Origin of the sequence: Paenibacillus solani (assembly GCF_050475945.1) — a bacterium.
GTDB classification, from domain to species: domain Bacteria; phylum Bacillota; class Bacilli; order Paenibacillales; family Paenibacillaceae; genus Paenibacillus_AQ; species Paenibacillus_AQ solani_A.
The window spans coordinates 194,247-215,594 of the sequence record NZ_JBCMXJ010000016.1 but is presented as its reverse complement, the minus strand read 5'-3'; the positions used below and the strand labels follow the sequence as shown (position 1 = coordinate 215,594).

Annotated in this window: 14 protein-coding genes; all 14 read left to right on the top strand. The window is 45.4% G+C overall.

Going from position 1 to position 21,348, the window contains the following annotated elements; genetic code table 11:
- Positions 1-131: 131 nt before the first annotated feature.
- Positions 132-2,741: a bifunctional acetaldehyde-CoA/alcohol dehydrogenase gene (gene adhE / locus ABEQ74_RS19645; RefSeq protein ID WP_430123832.1), complete on the top strand. Its 2,610-nt coding sequence runs from the start codon at positions 132-134 to the stop codon at positions 2,739-2,741.
- A 305-nt stretch (positions 2,742-3,046) separates the two neighbouring features.
- Positions 3,047-5,293, top strand: a complete 2,247-nt coding sequence (pflB, locus tag ABEQ74_RS19640) for a formate C-acetyltransferase (protein WP_430123831.1) — start codon at positions 3,047-3,049, stop codon at positions 5,291-5,293.
- A gap of 45 nt (positions 5,294-5,338) precedes the next feature.
- Positions 5,339-6,085 carry a pyruvate formate-lyase-activating protein gene (gene pflA / locus ABEQ74_RS19635; RefSeq protein ID WP_430123830.1) on the top strand — a complete coding sequence of 249 codons (747 nt, stop codon included), beginning with the start codon at positions 5,339-5,341 and terminating at the stop codon, positions 6,083-6,085.
- Between the two features lie 229 nt (positions 6,086-6,314).
- A complete protein-coding gene (locus ABEQ74_RS19630; protein ID WP_430123829.1) occupies positions 6,315-7,088 on the top strand; it encodes a LytR/AlgR family response regulator transcription factor in 774 nt (257 codons plus the stop codon).
- A 336-nt stretch (positions 7,089-7,424) separates the two neighbouring features.
- The gene (locus ABEQ74_RS19625; protein ID WP_430123827.1) at positions 7,425-7,985 is read left to right on the top strand and encodes a MauE/DoxX family redox-associated membrane protein; all 561 of its coding nucleotides are present in this window, start codon (positions 7,425-7,427) and stop codon (positions 7,983-7,985) included.
- A 158-nt stretch (positions 7,986-8,143) separates the two neighbouring features.
- The gene (locus ABEQ74_RS19620; protein ID WP_430123826.1) at positions 8,144-8,638 is read left to right on the top strand and encodes a hypothetical protein; all 495 of its coding nucleotides are present in this window, start codon (positions 8,144-8,146) and stop codon (positions 8,636-8,638) included.
- A 215-nt stretch (positions 8,639-8,853) separates the two neighbouring features.
- Entirely contained in the window at positions 8,854-10,632 is a 1,779-nt protein-coding gene (locus ABEQ74_RS19615; protein ID WP_430123825.1) for an ABC transporter ATP-binding protein, read from the top strand.
- 181 nt (positions 10,633-10,813) lie between these two features.
- On the top strand, positions 10,814-12,166 hold the full coding sequence (locus tag ABEQ74_RS19610; protein ID WP_430123824.1) for an ABC transporter substrate-binding protein: 1,353 nt from the start codon (positions 10,814-10,816) through the stop codon (positions 12,164-12,166).
- Positions 12,167-12,257: 91 nt separating this feature from the next.
- The gene (locus ABEQ74_RS19605) at positions 12,258-13,142 is read left to right on the top strand and encodes a carbohydrate ABC transporter permease (protein WP_430123822.1); all 885 of its coding nucleotides are present in this window, start codon (positions 12,258-12,260) and stop codon (positions 13,140-13,142) included.
- Positions 13,142-13,969: a carbohydrate ABC transporter permease gene (locus ABEQ74_RS19600; RefSeq protein ID WP_054401589.1), complete on the top strand. Its 828-nt coding sequence runs from the start codon at positions 13,142-13,144 to the stop codon at positions 13,967-13,969. The genes ABEQ74_RS19605 and ABEQ74_RS19600 overlap by 1 nt, the downstream gene beginning before the upstream one ends.
- Positions 13,970-13,991: 22 nt before the next feature.
- A complete protein-coding gene (locus ABEQ74_RS19595) occupies positions 13,992-15,848 on the top strand; it encodes a cache domain-containing sensor histidine kinase (RefSeq protein ID WP_430123820.1) in 1,857 nt (618 codons plus the stop codon).
- Complete coding sequence (locus ABEQ74_RS19590; protein WP_430123819.1) at positions 15,826-16,611, top strand: response regulator transcription factor; 786 nt, start codon at positions 15,826-15,828, stop codon at positions 16,609-16,611. Before ABEQ74_RS19595 ends, ABEQ74_RS19590 begins: the two co-directional genes overlap by 23 nt.
- A 99-nt stretch (positions 16,612-16,710) precedes the next feature.
- Positions 16,711-18,354, top strand: coding sequence for a beta-N-acetylhexosaminidase (gene nagZ, locus ABEQ74_RS19585; RefSeq protein WP_430123818.1), 1,644 nt, complete (start codon positions 16,711-16,713; stop codon positions 18,352-18,354).
- Between the two features lie 154 nt (positions 18,355-18,508).
- Positions 18,509-21,304, top strand: a complete 2,796-nt coding sequence (locus tag ABEQ74_RS19580) for a stalk domain-containing protein (RefSeq protein ID WP_430123817.1) — start codon at positions 18,509-18,511, stop codon at positions 21,302-21,304.
- Positions 21,305-21,348 lie beyond the last annotated feature (44 nt).

Sequence of the window (21,348 nt, the reverse complement as noted above, 5' to 3'; positions counted from 1 at the left end):
GCGTGTATAAATAACACAGAAAAGGAAAATAACATACATTGTGAATTAATTCACATAAAATAAAAAACGACTATGGTACGATCAAATCGTAGATAAAGACAAAAAACATAAACCATGGGAGGATGAGAGTAATGGCTGTGAGCAAAGAAAAGCTAGAAGTGAAGGGACAAACGGCTGCTGAGTACATTCAAGCGTTGATTGACAGGGCGAATCGGGCACAAGAGCAATTTATGGACCTCAATCAGGAGCAAGTTGATGGAATTGTGCAGGCGATGGCTCTGGCTGGTCTGGAGAAACATATGCAGCTGGCTAAGATGGCCGTTGAGGAGACGGGACGCGGTGTGTATGAAGATAAGATCATCAAGAATATGTTTGCAACCGAGTATATCCACAACAGTATTAAATATGACAAGACCGTCGGCATCATAGAAGATAACGAATATGACAGCTTTCAAAAAATCGCAGAGCCGATCGGGATCATCATGGGGATTACCCCTGTAACCAATCCGACCTCCACGACAATCTTCAAGGCGCTCATTTCCATAAAAACAAGAAACCCGATCATCTTCGGATTCCACCCATCTGCGCAGGCATGCAGCAGGGAAGCCGCTCGAATTCTGCGGGATGCCGCTGTGAAACAAGGGGCTCCGGCCGATTGCATCCAATGGATCGAGGCTCCTTCCATGGAGAAAACCAATACACTTATGAACCATACCGACGTTGCCTGCATACTGGCCACAGGTGGTTCGGCTATGGTCAAGGCAGCTTACAGCTGTGGTAAGCCAGCTCTTGGTGTAGGACCGGGCAACGTACCGTGCTTTATCGAGCAGAGTGCGGATCTGGACCAAGCAGTGAACGACCTGATTTTATCCAAGACCTTTGATAACGGAATGATCTGCGCTTCGGAGCAGGCCGTCATCATTGAAGAACCGATTTATAATATAGTGAAGAAAAAAATGATCGCCAGCGGATGTTATTTCGTCAACAAGGAAGAGCTGACAAAGCTGAGTGCACATGCAATGGTATCGGAGAAATGCGCAGTGAATCCTTCCATCGTAGGACAGCCGGCCGCCAAGATTGCCGAAGCTTGCGGCTTTGAGGTACCGGAAAGCACCAAGATCCTGATTGCCGAGCTGGAGGGAGTCGGTCCTGCGTATCCGTTGTCGGCCGAGAAGCTAAGTCCGGTCTTGGCTTGCTACAAGGTGAAAGATGCGGAAGAAGGCATTACACGGGCTGAAGAAATGGTTGCTTTTGGCGGCATGGGTCACTCGTCGGTGATTCACTCGCACAATGAAGATATCATTATGAAATTCTCGGATCGGATGAAGACTTGCCGCATTCTGGTGAATCAACCTTCTTCGCAAGGCGGTATCGGGGACATTTATAATACAAATCTGCCATCGTTGACACTCGGCTGCGGCTCGTACGGACGCAATGCTACGTCGTCGAACGTATCGGGCGTCAATCTCATTAACGTGAAGAGGGTGAATCGAAGAACCGTGAATATGCAGTGGTTTAAAGTACCTGACAAAATCTATTTTGAAAAAGGGGCTACGCAGTACCTTGCCAAAATGCCGGATATCACGCGAGTGGCTATCGTTACCGACCCGATGATGGTGAAGCTGGGTTATGTGGAACGGGTAGAACATTATCTTCGTCAGCGCAGACTGCCAGTAGCCATCGAAGTGTTCTCGGAGGTTGAGCCGGACCCATCGACAACGACTGTAGAACGAGGGACGGAGATGCTGGAACGATTCCAGCCGGACTGCATCATTGCGCTAGGTGGGGGATCGCCGATGGATGCCGCCAAAGCCATGTGGCTGTTCTACGAATACCCGGATACGGACTTCCACAGCCTGAAGCAGAAATTCATGGATATTCGTAAACGGGTCTATAAGTATCCGAAGCTTGGAAGAAAGGCGAAGTTCGTTGCCATTCCAACAACATCGGGTACGGGCTCGGAGGTGACGTCGTTTGCTGTAATAACGGATAAAGTACAGGGTAATACCAAGTATCCGCTGGCAGATTATGAGTTGACACCGGATGTAGCGATTATTGATCCGGAATATGTATACACATTGCCAAAAACAGCAGTAGCCGACACAGGAATGGACGTCCTTACCCATGCAATTGAAGCTTACGTATCGGTATTAGCAAGCGATTATACGGATGGACTTGCGATCAAGGCCATACAGCTGGTGTTCCAGTATCTGGAGCAATCGGCGCTCACTGGTGACAAATTAGCCCGTGAAAAAATGCATAATGCTTCGACCCTTGCAGGTATGGCCTTTGCCAACGCGTTCCTGGGCATCAACCATAGCCTGGCACATAAATGGGGCGGACAATACCATACAGCGCATGGCCGTACCAATGCGATTCTGATGCCTCACGTTATCAGATACAACGCCAAGAAGCCAACGAAGTTCGCAGCATGGCCTAAATACACCCACTTCGTAGCTCATGAGAGATATGCTGAAATTGCAAGGATTCTGGGGCTTCCTGCCAGAACGACAGAAGAGGGAGTGGACAGTCTCATTAACGCCATCCGGGAGCTGAACGCTAAGCTGGGTATCGAAGAGTCGTTCCAGCAGCTTGGTATCGATCCTCAGGATTTTGAGCAGAATGTGGAACGCCTTGCTGACCGGGCTTTCGAAGACCAGTGTACGACGAGCAATCCGAAATTGCCGCTTGTAACTGAACTTGCAGAAGTGTACCGCAATGCATTTTACGGACGCTTCTAAATCGAATCCAGTCTATGTAGTTTTGTGATACTATGGAATAAACCATGCGATCCCAACTATGGAGTGATAAAAATCACGAAAATATACAGGTTTGTGATTTTTATCACAGATGTTAAATCGCATCAGGCCTACAATTAAATTGTAGAGAGAAACCGAATCTCAGATCTTTGTATATAGAAGTTGGAGGTACATGGTGGGGTGAAAGCATCTTGGGTCGTGAAAATGATCACAAGAAGGTCTGAGATTGATCCGGATGCTCCCCCGTGTTCCTTGCAGGCTGTAGCATAATCTAGGAGGGATTCAACATGTCGGTGATTGAAAAAGAAAAAGGCTGGAGAGGTTTTACTTCAGGCAAATGGACAAAGCACATTGATGTTAACGATTTTATTGCAGAGAATATTACACCTTATTATGGCTCTGATGAATTTTTAGCAGGAGCCACGGATAACACCAAGGCACTGTGGGATATTGTTTCGGATTTAACAAAGAAAGAACGGGATAATGGCGGCGTGCTGGATGTAGACGTTAATACGCCTTCCACGATCACTTCTCATCAACCTGGCTATCTCGACAAGGAAAAAGAGCAGATTGTCGGTGTTCAGACGGATGAGCCGTTCAAGCGCTCCATACAGCCTTTTGGCGGGATCCGCATGATGATTGATGCGTGTAACGCATACGGCTTTGAAATGCCGCAGGCCATTGTGGATATCTTTAGCGGCATTCGCAAAACGCATAACCAAGGCGTGTTTGATGCCTATACACCAGAGATGAGAGCCGCGCGTAAGGCCGGGATCATTACGGGACTTCCTGACGCGTATGGCCGTGGACGGATTATTGGCGACTACCGCCGCGTATCGCTCTATGGTGTGGATGCGTTGATCCAGGATAAATTGAGAGAACTTAGCGAACTCGAAGTAGACGCAATGGTAGAGTCTGTGATTCGATTGCGTGAAGAATTGTCTGAGCAAATTCGCGCACTCAAGGAATTGAAAGAAATGGCAGCCATGCACGGCTTTGATATTTCCCAGCCTGCAAATACGGCGAAAGAAGCATTTCAATGGCTGTACTTCGGTTATTTGGCAGCGATCAAAGAGCAGAACGGCGCTGCGATGTCGCTTGGTCGGGTATCCTCGTTCCTTGATATATATATCCAGCGTGATCTGGCTGAAGGTACATTGACTGAAGAGTCTGCTCAAGAATTAGTTGACCATTTTGTAATGAAGCTTCGGATCGTCAAGTTCCTGCGCACACCGGATTACAATGAACTGTTCAGCGGTGATCCAACATGGGTGACGGAATCCATTGGCGGCATGTCGGTAAACGGTGAAACAAGAGTGACCAAGAACAGTTTCCGCTTCCTGCATACCCTGTACAATCTGGGACCAGCTCCGGAACCGAACTTGACGGTTCTCTGGTCGGAGAAGCTTCCGGAAGGCTTCAAGAAATACTGTTCGAAGGTTTCGATCGAAACCAGCTCCATTCAATACGAGAATGACGATCTCATGCGTCCAATTTATGGAGACGATTATGGTATTGCCTGCTGCGTATCGGCTATGCGTATTGGTAAACAAATGCAGTTCTTCGGAGCTCGAGCGAACCTTGCTAAAGCGCTTCTGTATGCGATCAATGGCGGTAAGGATGAGAAATCCGGCGTTCAGGTTGGACCTGAATATCCAGCCATCACCGCTGACGTGCTGAGTTATGATGAGGTTATGAAGCGTTTCAAGCCAATGATGGAATGGCTCGCGAAGCTCTACATGAATACGCTCAATGTTATTCACTATATGCATGATAAATACAGTTATGAACGAATTGAGATGGCACTTCACGACAGGGATATCCTGCGTACAATGGCATGCGGCATTGCCGGCCTGTCGGTTGCAGCAGATTCACTGAGCGCGATCAAATTCGCCAAGGTTAAGCCGGTGCGCAATGAACAAGGGATTGCTGTGGATTTTGAAATCGAAGGCGACTTCCCATGTTATGGTAATAACGACGACCGTGTAGACGGCATCGCCGTTGAGTTGGTTGAGACCTTCATGTCCATGATCCGCAAGCACAAGGCTTATCGGGATGCCATGCCGACTCAGTCGGTGTTAACGATCACTTCAAACGTGGTATATGGTAAGAAGACAGGCACTACGCCGGACGGACGTAAAGCAGGTGAGCCGTTTGCACCAGGGGCTAACCCTATGCACGGACGCGACAAGAAGGGAGCTCTCGCTTCGCTGGCTTCCGTTGCCAAGCTGCCGTATGAGGACAGTCTGGATGGAATCTCGAATACATTCTCGATCGTGCCTAAAGCGCTTGGAAAAGAAAGTGACATCCGCGAGAACAACCTGGTGGCCATGCTGGACGGTTATTTTGGCAGCAAAGCACATCACTTGAACGTGAACGTGTTCAATCGGGAGCAGCTAATTGATGCAATGGAACATCCGGAAGATTATCCGCAATTGACGGTGCGGGTATCCGGCTATGCGGTTAACTTTGTCAAGCTGACTCGCGAACAGCAGCTGGATGTTATCAATCGTACTTTCCACGGATCGATGTAATTGATACGAACTGGGCAATCGCGGATACAGAAAGGATGACGCTCCATGTTAAAAGGTCATATACACTCCATAGAAACGTTTGGAACGGTGGACGGTCCAGGTATCCGCTTTGTGCTCTTCATGCAGGGCTGTCTGCTGAAGTGCCAGTACTGCCATAATCCGGATACCTGGGGACTCCATGAAGGACGCGAAATGACGGTGGAAGACGTGCTGGCAGAAATTGAACCCTACTTAAATTACTATCGCTCCTCCGGAGGAGGATTGACTGTTTCGGGTGGCGAACCTACCTTGCAGTATCCTTTTGTTACGGAATTGTTTAAGGAAGTGAAGCGCCGCTGGAATCTCCATACGACACTGGACAGCAACGGTTATAATGAACCGGAGAAGATTGCGGAATTGCTGGAGCATACCGACTTGGTGCTGCTCGACCTGAAGCATATCAATGATGAGAAGCATATCAAACTGACGGGTAAATCCAATGAAAGAACCTTGAAGATGGCCCGCTGGCTGTCTGATCATCATCGGAAGATGTGGATCCGGCACGTGTACGTTCCGGGCATTCATGACAGCGAAGAGGATTTAGTCGCGCTCGGTCAATATATTCGCACATTGGATGGCGTGGAGAAATTCGAGATATTGCCTTATCATCAGATGGGCGTGTACAAATGGAAGGAACTCGGCATGGCCTATCCGCTGGAAGGCGTTCCGTCACCTTCCGAGGAAGAAGTGGCACGCGCGTACCGTTTGATTGGCGAAACTAGAGATGCTACATCATCAAGCCATAATAAATAAGATCCTATAAGAACAGCAACCTTTCCCCAAGACGGGAAGGGTTGTTGTTTTTTATGGATTAGATTGACCGAAAAGCGCACGACCAGGTCAGCTATGAAGGGATCCGTAATACTCTGACCATGGGTATTTTATAAAGCATTGGTTTTTTGAAACTTTCAAAATTAACGTCAATAACCTATAATGTGGAATAAATATACAATAAATTACAATAATGAAATGAGGGTGAGCTATGTCGTATCAATACCCATGTTTAGGGGAATTATCTTGTATTATTGCTAATAATCATACTCAAGCACGCTCCCAAATCATTGAGCTGGTCACAAGCCTAGGTCTCTATGTTATCGACACGCCTGTTTCTGGTGATGGGTTAATTGAAAGCGTTGCCAAATTTATGCCTGATCTTATCATAACGGGTATCTTTTTAGATAGGACAGATGGAATAACCGCATGTGAATATATTAAAAGACAAGGCTATAACCCTCCCATCATTATTACTTCTCGATCTACGCTATCCGCACATTATTCTGCTGCTTTCGAGTTGGATTGTATAGACTATATTAATCTTCCTCTATCGTATGAACGCTTTGGCAGAGCGATCATGAAAGCAAAAAAGAAAATTGAACAGCGAAACATGCTATCGCTTATGCATAGAAACAGCATGAAAAGAATCAAGGTGAAGCATCGGCACCATCAAATGGATATTGATGAAGGTTCTATTATTTATGTAGAAAAGGTGGCTAAAAGAAAATTTGAAATTTGTCTAACGGAAGGAAGAATCGTTGAAACGAGTTCTAATCTCGAGCAAATTCAAGCTGAGTGTTCAGCTTCAATCATGAAGCCTCATCGTAGTTTTTTGGTTAATTTAGACCATGTTAGAATGGTTGTGCCTGACCCCATCATTCAAGGCAATTACCTCATTGAATATCCTGCTCTTGCTAAAAATATCCCATTAACGCGTCGAAATTACGAACAGTTTGTACATCTTTCTCGCCATAAACTTTAACCCGCACTTATATATCAATATTAAACCTATTCGTCCAGTTGAAATGCCTATTAGGACGAGTATTTCGCCTTTTAGACCCCTAATATGAGCATATGATCCATGTATATATAAATATTTGGCTGTTTCTTTTATAGTGAAGTTAACAAGACTACCTGCTGATAAATGAAGGACCGTAAACTATGAGCACGCTAGGAGGGAGATACTTATGAAGCTGAAGCATCATATTCATTTAATAACAAGTGAACACGCCATGTTGGAACTAGATCAAAACTCCCCTTACAGTCATTGCGGCAGCAGTAATTCATCAATGCAATCAATCCTGCAAAATTGCAGGCTATGGCAGGATGGTCATCGGTAGATCTGATGGAACTTACTTTATTCATAAACCTGCTAGTTGGCCATATTTTTTTGAGTACCGGAATTTCGAAATGCTTTCATCTCATTGAGTTTGAAGAAGGAATTTCACAGTTTACTCCTCTTAGGCACCCCAAGTTTATCTGGTTCATCTCGCGAGTTATTGTCGCGATGGAAATCAGCTGTGGCGGATTACTCATTTGTTCGTTTTATTACAAGACGGCAGCCATTCTATTAATGGTCTTGCTAGCTGTGTTCTCTATATTGATCCTATTTCATCTTAGCAAAAAAACGAATCTTACATGCCACTGCGGCGGAGTTTTAGGAAATGAAGTGATCCATATTGGAATACCGATCAGGAATTTATTGATGATGGCTGGCTTGTTATTTGCCATCGGTGCTCCTGAAATACCATTTGTCCTTCAATTCTTGTCTCAAGCTGAATACCTCAAGGTATGGTTATTGGCTGAATTGCTCGTGCTATGTTTGCTGGGAACTTATTATTTCCGTTTAAAATTGAACGCGCTTACAGAGAGTAGATGAGTTAAATCATTACATAATAAGTGTGGTGTTGATATTTGGAGTGGATGATTGGGGTTAATCTGACGATTTCGTCGCTGTTATTATTTTGCTTTATATATTTTGCATTAAGGTTCGTGAGGTGGCTTAAAGCATCGATTGAAAGGTTGGAGTCGAGCCTGTTGTCAAGCTCATCTGCATCTATAGCGAGTTCACCTGTTCCGGCGCATTATGGTTTGCGAGAAGACGCGATTTTTCCGCAGCTACAAGTGCTGAGTATGGACCAACAAGAATCCATGGCGCTGGAGCTTAGTCGTTCTAAGGAGTCCGTTATACTTATTACCTTGCTTGGATGCGAATCATGCGAGCAAACTTTAAAACATATGAAAATGTATAATTTGTTAGCTTTTGAATTCGACTTGAGCATTCTCACGTTCCTCTATCCTGGCGTATATTACGCGGATGATAAAATAGCAAGGCATACACATTTCCTTGAGGAACTAACCGCCAGCAGAAAATTTATTGTACTAGAAGAGAGTATAAACCAATTGGAGATCAATTCATTTCCGACGTTAATGCGAATAAAACCAGATGGTAAAGTTGTTGGTACCTATTTGGCTGATGCTCATCAAATTGCACCTCATTTCCAATCTTCTGTCACGATTAAAGCTTCCTAAGAGGATGAAATCTATGAAAGGAGGTGAGAAATATGGCATGTGTATATGATCCGGGTTGCTGGGGAAACAATGGTCCACCACTAAGAGACGATAAAACAGGAAAATGCTGCCCGAACTAATACATGATCTTTATATCTTAGCATTCCAAAAATAGAACTCGATGTTCGATTTCGAGTTCTATTTTTATTTAAATTAGAAATTAGGAGAGTCAAGGCATGAGAAGAAACTTTCATCATTTGTTTTCTATGATTGTTATGTTAAAGCCCCTATTCTCCTGGAAAGTATATTTATTTGTAATGATTTCGGTTGGGCTTGCATTTTTACCTAATCTGCAGTTAATTGTTACAGAACGCATAGGCAATGCATTACCAACCTCCATTCAACTAGGACAATTTGGAGAACTCATCGTTCTGTTGGTTGTTCAAGCGGGAATCTTTGCTTTAATACAAATGTTCTCGTCCGGGAACAGAATGATCGAGAAACAATTAACCAGCCAATTTAAATGTTATTTGGAAGAAGTCATTCATAAAAAAATGTCAAAAGTTAAAATTTCGCTGCTTGAAAGAGCGGATGTACATAATCAAATGATGACTTTGTCAAACACACTGCCTAGTCTCGGCTTTCCTTTATTGATGAATTTATTTAACTTCGCAAAATCAATCCTGTCGATATCGATTATGCTATATGTGATGCGAAATATTCATGCTTCTGTGCTTATTATTATTGCAGCTGTAAGTTTTCTAAATGTCTTTATTGTCCGTAAATATTACCATAGACAGTTGCAAATGTATGTGCAGGCGAGTGAAGATTCCAGGAAGGCTGAGTATTTATCGGGACTATTGACGAACCGGGAACTGGCAAGCGAAGTTCGAATGTTCCAACTGAATCAGTTTATCATATCAAGATGGAAAACACTGTTCGTAAACGTGGAGAAATTACAAGTTCAGTTCAAAAACAAACAAGAAATATTGTATGGTTCCTTACAAATTCTAACCCAAATCTTACAATTGGCGATGCTTATCATTTTGGTTTTATTCACATCATTTACGATTGGAACCTATTTGTTAGTTACACAAGGACTGCTGCACTTGCAAAATACGGCTCATGAATTGGTGGAGTCTTTTAATCGCCTGCAAGAAGCAGCTATTAACTTGCCTTCTTTTTTCAAAGTACTGCAATTTGATGAGGAGTCGGAAGAACCGGATTCCCTTCAGTTCCAAGGTTTGAAGCACACTATACAAATTCAGAATATGTCGTTTAAATATCCCAATACAGAACGCAAAGCCTTGCAGCACATAAACATGACCATACATGCTGGGGAGAAAGTCGCGATTGTGGGACATAACGGCTCAGGGAAGACAACTTTGGTAAAATGCTTGCTCGGACTGTATGATCCTGATGAAGGAGATATTGTTATCGATGGTGTGTCGCTTCGGGATTATGATAAAAATTCGCTGCGCAGGCATATAGCTGTGTTGCTGCAAAACTACGGGAAATATCCAATGTCCGTGCAAGAGAATATTTGGCTTGGTGAAGAGAGAGGGGGCGACAATGATCAACGACTGTGGGATGCTGTCCGATTAAGTGATTCGCAGGATTTTATAAGTGCCCTGCCTCGTTTTCTGAAGACACAGCTCAATCCCATCTTTAATGATGGAGTCGATTTATCTGGGGGCCAATGGCAAAAAATTGGTTTAGCTCGCGCCTATTATAAGAATGCAGATATTGTTATCTTGGATGAGCCTACAGCTGCAATCGATCCTTTAGCGGAAGATCGGCTTTTCCAAGGGATGCTCACTCATCTGCGGGATAAAACGGCCATTATGCTCACACATAGACTTGGAATTTGTCGTTGGGTGGATAAAATCATTGTCATGGATGGAGGTAGAGTTGTTGAAATAGGTTCCCATGATCGGTTAATGGAGGAGGGGAGCTATTATAAAGAAATGTACGAAAATCAACTGAAATGGTATGTCAATGCTGAATTTAATTAACACCTAAAGTTAATATACATAACAGCGACCTTTCCCAATAATGGAAGGGTTATTGTTTTCCTTGGAGGATTTTATCCCTTGTCAAGATTAATAACGACCTATCGTAAAATGCAATCGCTTTCTATAATGAAGATGTAAGGGTTATGCCTATCAAATTATAATTCTTCGGGAGGTCAAGTCAATGAAGAAAAAGGGTCTAGCGTTATTAATGACGCTTCTGTTTGTCTCATCTACACTTTTGTCTGCATGCGGCGGGAAGACAGCTGACAAACCGTCTGGCGGTTCAGATGGTGCGGGAGGTAATGAACCGTTCGAAATCACGATTCGTCATACGCAGGTAGGCGAAGCCAAGAAGTTTCGATTAGCATTGTTAAACGATGTAGTCAGCAAAACCGAAGCAGCAGTACCAGGACTGAAAATCAAGCTGGACGCTGTAGACTCCGAAGTAAACCGGAAAGAGAAACTGAGAGGTGAGATGGCAGCAGGTAAGCCGCCTGAAGTGTTTGACGTGTTCGGTAGCCCGGATGCAGGCGTATTTTCCAAAGAAGGCTTAATGCTCGATCTGACCCCGATTTTAGAAGAGTTAGGCATCAAAGACAAGTTTTCAACACTGGACCCGTTTACGCATGACGGTAAGATCTACGGATTGCCGATTGGAATTTCCATCGAGGGTATTTTCTATAACAAGGAGTATTTCTCCCAAAAAGGCCTGAGCGTTCCTAAATCATTGACGGAGCTGGAGCAAATTGCGGAAACCATCAAAGCTGACGGCAAGATTCCGTTCGCCCAATCCTCCAAGGATGCCTGGATTCCGCTTATGACTACGAACAACTTGTGGAGCTATTACGCAGGACCTGAGGTTACTTATGGCTTCAAGACCGGCGAAAGCAAATGGACTGACCCTAAAGTTGTTGAAGGTGTGAAGAAGCATCAGGAGTGGGTCGAGAAGGGCTACTTCAAAAAAGGCGAGCTCGGCTTTGAATATGCAGATATGAGAAACCAAATCATTTCCGGCGAAGCCATCATGATGATGGACGGATCATGGGCAAACTCCGTATTTAGAGATCCTGCCCAAGCGGGTGATATGGTCGACAAGGTCGGATATTTCAATTTGCCTCCGGTTAATGCAGGGGATCCTGTCATCGTCATGCAGGATGCTAATAACGGTTATGGTTTCTCCGCAGCGGTAGCAGAAGATCCTCGCAAACTGCAAGCGATTAAAGAGTTCATCAAAAATATGTGGACAGATGAAATGCAGCTTCGCGGATTGAAGGAAGACGGTGTATTGCCGGCCATGACCATGGATTTGGCAAAGATGAACTCTACATCGGATGATCCGCTTATGCAGGACATATTCAAAGGGGTTAGTGAGATTGACAAATCCTTCCCTGCCTTTGATGCACTTGTTCAAGCAGACGTAAACACCGCGGTGAGCCTGGGGATTCAACAGGTTATCGGCGGCGAGCTCGATGCGACGAAGATGCTAGAGAATGTGCAAGCCGTGCAAGAAGCAGCGAATGCTGCAGAGAAATAAATAAAATCGTAGACGAAAGGGCGCTACCCGCTGTAACGCATGGGGGTGCCCTTTTGCCTCGACTAAGACAGATATAACCACGGAGGTTACCATGAACAAAGCGCTGAGAAATCCTCTGATTTACATTGTTTTTGTACTGCCGGCATTCCTGCTGTTTCTGGCGTTCTTCATTTATCCGATCTTTACGGCGATCGATAACAGTTTTACAAGCTGGAACGGCATTTCCAAAGATGTGACTTATATCGGGTTTGATAATTATGCAACCGCACTACATGACCAAGCATTTTGGAAGTCAGTACGCAATAACCTCTATTTTATTCTCTTCTCCTGTTTCATTCAGGTTCCGATTATCATCTTGTTTTCTCTGTTAATAGCAAATGTTAAGCGTTTAAAAGGACTTTATAAAACGGCTGTTTTCGCGCCCTCCATTATGTCAACGGCTGTTATCGGTATTCTATGGGGATTTATATACAATCCGGACTTTGGTCTGTTTAACAAGGTGCTGGGGCTGTTTGGCGTTGAGTCCATCTATTGGTTATCCGACAGAAAATGGGCTATGATTTCGATTTTAATTACGAACGCTTGGCAATGGACCGGCTTTTACATCGTAATGGTGCTTGCAGCGATACTGTCCATTCCCAAGGAGCTTGACGAGGCTGCGGCGATTGATGGTGCGACGGGGATTCAGAGGGCAACCAAAATCACGCTTCCGTTAATTATGCCAATTATCTCTGTTGTGATCATGCTCTCGATCGCGGGAGCCATGAAGGCAGCAGATATTATTCTGGTTATGACCAAAGGCGGGCCGGCCGGCTCCACCGATGTCATGGCGACATATATGATTCGATATGCAATTACGAGCTTCAAACATGGCTTCGGGAATTCGATTGCCGTGCTCATATTCCTCTTTACATTAGTCGTAACTGTGCTTTACCAGGTGCTGATTGCAAGACGGAACGAAAGGATTGAATACTGATGAGAGCGATAAAGAAGCTAGTCCCGCACATATTCCTGATGGCTTATTTGCTCGTTATATTATACCCCTTTCTGTTCGTTCTGTTCTCTTCAGTGAAGACGGATAACCAGTCGATCGCCACGAACCCATTCGGTATGCCAAGCACCATTATATTAGATAACTACGTAAATGCTTGGGTGAATGCCAAAATCAGCACGTATTTCTGGAACAGCTTGTATATCGGCGTATTGTCCGCGTGTTTGTCGATCCTTTTTGCGGCTATGCTGGCATTCGCCGTCACCCGCATGCGTTATAACCGCATAAGTGCGATTGTTTTTCAACTGATTCTGATAGGCATGCTGATACCGAACAACTCTCTTTTGCTGCCGATATACGGAATCATGAGAAAGTTGGATATCTTAAATACGCATATTGCACTTATCCTGCCATATGTTGCTAACGCGATACCATTCTCGGTGATCATTCTGGCCGCATTTATGCGTTCGCTGCCTAGTGAAATTGAGGAAGCCGCGGTAATTGATGGATTGAGGTCAGGCGGGTTGTTTGCTAGAATTATCTTACCTCTAACTGTTCCGGCTATCGTTACTGTATTCATTATCAACTTCCTGGGTAACTGGAACGAGTTCCTGCTTGCTAACTATTTCCTCTCCAATGATGAACTGAGAACGCTGCCAGTTGGTATGGTTGGTTTCAGAGACGCTTACAATACGAACTACGCACAGATGTCAGCGGGTATTATATTCAGCGTGCTGCCAGTCCTTATCATATACGCCATTTTACAAGAGAAGATCATTGAAGGTGTGACCGCAGGAAGTGTCAAGGGGTAATACGAGGAGCAGGAGCATGCTAATGAATTTGCGTAACAAGCTTTTCACCGCCTTTTTGGGACTCATTATTATTCCGTTATTTGTACTAGGTCTGTTTACATTCTTTATTACCTATAATTCGATTGAAAAAAAGTACAGCCAGCAGGCTGAATACTCGCTAAAAGCGATCAGCTACAGCATTCTCAATGTATTTAAGGAGATGGAGTACGTTACCGATAATGGCATTGCCACCTCCGTATTCGCCATGGCGCTGAATGCCAAAGATCCTAATGCGCAGAATCTAATCAAGGAATCCAATGCCGAGCAATTGAAATTGAATGATAGACAGCGCAGCTTTCGAAATCTTCTATATAATCATCCTGCTATCAGTTATGCGTTTTTATATCATTTTGATAAGGAATCCAGGCCGATACCGATTTTCAGCAAAGAAAATTTCAGAACCTTGCCTTACGAGCAGTTCAAGAACAGTCCTCTATACGAGGAAGTTGTGCAGCTAAACGGGATGGCCAAATGGCTGGCTCCGCATGAATTTCCGGAATTGACGGGAGAGGAACCGCTGTTTACGCAGATCCGATTAATTAAGGATGTTACAACCTTACGCAAACTTGGTTTTCTTGTCGTCCAGATCAAGAAATGGGAGTTTGAGGAGATATTCCGTAATCTCACGCTCCCCAACAATCTGCAGAACACTTCATTCATGGTGGTCAACAATGAGGGTTTGATTCTGTTTGATCCGAATAATGATATGGACGGCCAAAATATCAATCAGTACATGAAGCAAAAGGTTGAGTACAAGCAAGGGTATCAAAGTTTTAAGGCCAAGTTCAACGGCAAAGAGAACATTGTGTCCATTTACCATCTGAACGACTATGGCTGGAATCTCGTCTCGGTGACGGATTGGAACTCATTATCCCAAGAGGTTACGTCCTTTGCTAAGTGGTTTTTTGTCATCATGGGGTTATGTATCGTCACAGCTATCGTGTTCAATCGGCTGTTTATGAACCGGATTACCGGCACTATTGCTGTCATTGTGCGGTTCATGCGCCGGGTCGAGGATGGGGATTTGAATGCAAGGGTCGAGGAGAAGGGCGAGGATGAGTTATTGCTGCTGTCAAAAGGTTTTAATAATCTAATGAATCGCATCAATGATCTGTTTGCCCAGATCAAGAAGGAGCAGAGGCAGAAGACTGATGCGGAGATGCGCGTCTTGCAAGCGCAGATTAAACCGCATTTTCTGTTTAATACCCTTGAATCCATCAATGTACTCGCCATCCAGAATGAAGGCCGCAAAGTTAGCGAGATGGTATACCGGCTTGCGAGCATATTGAGAATCAGTATACAGGACAAGGAAGAAATAACGCTTGAAGAAGAAATCAAGCACTTGCAGAGTTATCTTGAAATACAGAAATTCCGGTTTGAGGATGTATTTGAGTATGAAATTGATATTCCTAAAGAGCTCATGCATAGCCGTATTCTTAAGCTGACATTACAGCCGCTGGTTGAGAACAGTATTCAGCATGGATTTGAAGGGATTTCCTACACGGGATGGATTCGCATCTCCGCCTGGAAAGACCTTGGTAATGTGATCGTTCGAGTGGAGGATAATGGACTCGGCATGACTTCAGAGCAGCTCTCCAGGTTTGAATATATGATGTCCGAGGATAATCCAGCTGAGCCGTCGATGAAGCTGAATCTCAAACTGAATCAGGAACGTCGCGGGCTTGGACTGCGGAGTGTGGCTGACCGGATTAGAATTCAATACGGAAGTTATTACGGTCTGTTCATATGCTCCAGTCGCCCCGGCGGCACTGTAATACAATGTGTCATACCCAATTATGACAGGGGGGAAGGGCAACATGTTGAAAGTATTATTAGTTGATGATGAGGCGCCTATATTGAATAATCTCAGCAAGGTTCTGCCTTGGGAAGAGATGGGCATGAAGGTAGTTGGGCTCGCCCGCAGCGGAATGGAAGCGCTCGAAGTAGCCGACGAGTATCCACCGGATCTGATCCTGTGTGATATCCGGATGCCGGTCATGGACGGACTGACCTTCATAGCAAAGATGCGCGAAAGAGGGAGCCAGGCGGAGATTTTTCTGTTGACCGGTTATCAGGAGTTTGAGTATGCACGGGAAGCGATTAAGCTTGGCGTCAAGGATTATATCAGTAAACCGATCCATTATGGTGAATTGGAGGAAAAGATTCGGGAGATTGGGGAGGAGATTCGCAAGAAGAGGGCGAAAGAGAAGTATTATAATACCGTTTCGCTAATGGATGAGGCTCCGAATCCGGAGGCCGTTAAGAAAACGCCTGAACAATTGGTTCAGTCTGCCTTGGAGTATATCAATACACATATGGGGCAGGATCTGGGGATTGAAGAGCTCTCGGAGCATCTGGGAATCAGCTCAAGCTACTTCTGTCTATTATTCAAGAACCATGTCGGCCTTACCTTTGTAGAGTACTTGACGAGACAGCGAATGGAAGCAGCCAAATTCCTGCTGGTGAACAGCGATAAAAATATTGCCCAGATCGGATCGTTTGTGGGGTATCATGAACGACGATATTTTACCAAGGTATTTCAGAAGGCTACGGGTATGACCCCGTCTGAATTTAGGGAATTATCCGGGGAAGCAACGGTATAGATTAGGTATGGGATGTATGCTAAGCTGTTCAGTCATCATTAGAGTAATTTCATCTGACTATGCAGAGTCCACAAATTGATGAAAGAGGTATGTAGATTCATGAAATGGACAGCAGCAGATTTATCATTAGAACAAAAGGTTGGGCAAATGTTTATATGCGGCTTTAATGCACTTACGCCGGATGAGCATGCCAAAATACTGATCGAGCAATATCAGGTAGGAGGCATTTGCTACTTCCGTCGCAACGTGAAGACACTGCCTCAGCTTGCCGAGCTTTCAGAGTCGCTGCAAGAGCTTGCATCCGGCAGCCAGAAGATTCCACTTCTCATCTCGATTGACCAAGAGGGTGGCATGGTTGCCCGGATCGATCATGAAGGCATCAGCCGGATCCCGGGCAATATGGCGCTAGGAGCAGCAGGCAGTGAAGAAGATTCCTACAAGGTAGCTCAAATTGGGGCACGTGAATTACGCTCGCTTGGCGTCAACATGAACTTTGCTCCTTGTCTCGATGTGAATAACAATTCGCGTAACCCGGTAATCGGCGTGCGCTCCTTTGCTGAAGATCCAAAGGTTGTGGCAGCGCTTGGAACAGCTGCAATTAAGGGATATCAGGAAGAAGGCGTATCCGCTACCGCCAAGCACTTCCCTGGACATGGAGACACCAGCGTTGACTCCCATCTGGGACGAGCTTCTGTCCCGCATGATATCGAGCGGCTTCGCAGCGTGGAGCTGTATCCGTTCACACAAGCGATCAAAGATGGCGTAGATGCGATTATGACAGCGCATGTCAGTTTCCCGGCGATTGAACCTAGCGATTTACCTGCCACCTTGTCTCGTTCTGTATTGACAGGTCTGTTGAGAGAAGAAATGGGATTCGAAGGACTGATCGTAACGGACTGCCTCGAGATGCATGCGATTTCCAAAGAATATGGTATTCCAGAGGGAGCTATTCGTGCCATTGAAGCGGGGGCAGACTGCGTATTGGTCAGCCACAGGCTGACGGAACAGACAGCGGCAATTACCGCTGTTATCGAGGCTGTGAAGAGTGGACGACTGTCCATGGACTTGATCGATGCAGCAGTTGAGCGGATATTAGCGCTTAAGGAGCGCAATACGAAGCTCGCCGAAGATCTTCCGATTTATCCGATCGGTGAGGTTACAGAGGAAACCCAACAATATCTGGCTGATCTCGCTGGCAGAGGCATCACACTGGTGAAGGACGAAGGGCAGCAGCTGCCTCTTCAACCCGAGAAGGCGATTGCGGTAATCTGGCCAGAGCTGCTTCAAGCCACACAGGTGGATGAAGCTTGGAGCAAAAGCTACACTTTAGGAGATGCATTGAGATCTTATGGTGTTCAAGCAGATGATTTGCGTGTCGGTACAGACATGTCCGATGAAGAAGTGGAGCAAGCTTTGAAGGCGGCGGAAGGATACAAACAGATCGTGGTAGCAACCTATACCTCCGAGAGTCGTCTTCCGGCTGGCCAACAGAAGCTTGTAAGCAAACTGGCAGAGCTTCAGGACGTATCGCTTGTAATTGTTGCTACTCGAAATCCATATGACTTGAATGATCTTCCTTCTATCCCTACGTATCTGTGCAGCTACGAGAACACGCCTTATTATATGAATGCTGTAGCCGGTGCTTTGATAGGTAAAGTTACACCGGGAGGAAAGCTCCCGGTAAGTATCAGTGACGCATACCCGATGGGCTGGAGTGCTAACCAGGATTATGTCAATAATTAAATAATGCTTATTGGAACCGGAGTCTTCCTGTATAGGAAAACTTCGGTTTTCCTATTTTCCAGCCCTGATGAGCAACTTTTCGGCAAAGTTCGCGTCTAACTACTGTAACCTATAGAGCAGACAGACTATACTGAGAGTTTTAAAGGAGTAGAGAATGAATTTCAAAAGAATCTCGATGATTACAGTCCTTGCTGCGGCACAGGTATCAACGGCATTTCCCGTGGCAGCTGAATCACCGGATATAACAGCTCCGGCGCTATCTAGTCCATCAGCGCTGCAGTCCCCGGTGGAAGGACAAAGCCAGCAGAGAATAGAACAGCAAACGGACTTGCAGCAAGCAGATGAAACGTCGATAGACCCGGCGGAAACACCATCGAAAGAACCGGCAACAACACCATCGGTTGACAAGGCGGAAACGCCATCGGCAGACTCCACAAAAACATCATCCGATGTAGTGGAGGGAACGGTAACTGATTCCCCAATCGATTCTTCTGCATCACATGAGGAAACAGAAGAAATAGACAGCGTGCCTTCCGGTAATACGGCACCAGAGAAAGAAGCAGGCAGCCAGACCGTGGATGAATCCAAGGCTAGCGCTTCTAATGTCTCCACTAATGAGCTTGTGCTCCTGATGAACAGCAATGTCATGTATCATAACGGTAAACAGTACAAAGCTGGACAGCCGATGGCTGTAAAGCAAGGGGTTTCTTATGTGGCTATTCGTGCCATGGTGGAGCGCGCAGGATTGAAGCTTTCTTACGATAACAAGACGAAGGAAACGATCATCTTTAAGGATGGTAACGAGCTTCGCTTTACGACAGGAAGCAGCCAATATAAAGTCAATGGGCAAGTGCGCCAGATGAAAGGTCCTGCCTACCAGAATAATAATGTATTTATGGTGCCATTAACCTCGATCACACAAGCGCTTGACATTCCATATAAGGTTAACCAATCCGAGAAGAAGGTTATCCTCGATTTATCCGGTATGGGCAGCGGCCCTCAGCAGCCAGGTGGCAATACCGGAGGGGGATCCGGCAGTGGGGTTCCTAACATACCGAATCTTGGTCCGAATGACCTTGTCCTGATGATGAACAGCAACAAAATGTATCAGAACGGGAAAGAGTATATGGCAGGGCAGCCGATGGCCGTAAAAAATGGCGTATCCTATGTTGCGATCCGCTCCCTCGTTAATCGTGTCGGTTTGAAGCTGACCTATGACGGAAAAACGAAGGAAACAATCATCATGCGGGGTAATGATGAGCTTCGTTTTAAAACAAACAGCAGCGTTTACACGGTGAATGGCGTCAAGAAAACAATGAAGGGGCCTGCATACCAATCCAACAATACGTTTATGGTGCCGCTGACCAGCATTACGCAGGCGCTTGATATCAATTATCGGGTGGACCAGCCTAATAAGCGGGTTATCCTTAGCTTAAGCTCCAAGCCGGTGGCTTCCTTTACGGTACAGCCTAGAGAAATATTGGCTGGGCAAACAACCGTTACGTATAAAACAAATGCTTATTCGCCGACAGGACTGGATATTGTAGATGAGTATTGGGAAGGCCGCGAAGAAATTTTTGACGAACCAGGTGTCCACACCGTTTCCTATTCCGTTCAGGATTCGAGCGGGGAGTGGAGCGACCCATTTAGCCTGGCCATACACGTTTCCGCGCCGAATACTCCTCCGGTTGCCATGTTCGATACGGACAAACAGGAGTACAAAATAGGTGAGAAAATCACGTATATCAACCAAAGTTATGATAATGATCCCGGCGACACGATTACATCAAAGTGGGAAAATAACGATCAGGCGTTTTTTACGCCAGGGCCTCATAAAGTATTGTTAATTGTTACGGACAAGCATGGAGCTACAAGCTCTTATGAGAAGATCATTAATGTAACCACTGAAGTAATGTACACGCATGATCAATTCAACCAATTATTTACGGATATCGGGGATAAGTATTCGTTTAACGGGACAGAGGTGCCGACATGGAATCTCATTCCGATTACACGAAGCTCTGAACCATCCCTGCTCATTCGCAGCAACTCACCGGAAACTGTCTATCAAGAGGGAATCCTGTACCGTGAGGTAGGTAATGCCAGCACACGGTTTATGATCCATCATTTGAACGCAACCGGAAGAAATATGAAAATGTACGTTGTTGCAACGAACATCAACACGATGACGGCGCGATTGACAACCGAGTATACCGGCGTAGGTGGACCGATCAACATTCCAACCGCTACGGGCAAAGCCGCTGTCGAGCGATATCTGCAATCTATGCAATCAGCAGACTCTTTTAAGACGATCTCTCTTGCACCTGGTGAAAGCCGGATCATCTTGCAGGATCTGAGTTCACAAACGTTGAAAAATCAGCAGGTGCTCTCAATGTTTGCTGATCTGTATTCAGATTCCCCGATCCGGTATGATGTCATCATGATTGATGAAGCGAAGGATCCGATTCAGAAGCTTCCTTATCTGAAGCTGCTTGCTAGAGACGGTGTGCATAACCGCGGAACTTATCCGGATTCGACAAGGATCATTGAATCGTACGATCTCGTAGGTAACACACCTACCCGACTTCCGATTGGCGACAAAACGAACGATCCAAACTTGGAAGGGTATGACGGCATTACCGGTTCTTATCAATCGAATGCCGGAAATTTTGGTGTGCTGTACAAAATCAAGCTGCACCGTGTAGCACCGCGGACGCTGATTACACTAAATCCGCGCGGTGGCAAATATATGGGTGTGATGATGGTAAACGGAAACATCATTCAGACGCCGAACACTAGCGGTGGAGCCGTTTCCGCTCCGAATGAAGCGGCTGTGTTGTATCGCACAGGTGATTATGAACAAACCGTGGAGATTCTGTTTACAGCCGCTCCTGGAAGCAGTCTGCCGATCAATCTGCTGCTGCAGCCGCTTCCGCAGGTTAAGCACTAATCATTTATTATTTTATAAGCAATGAGGCAGTCCTGATCGCCATT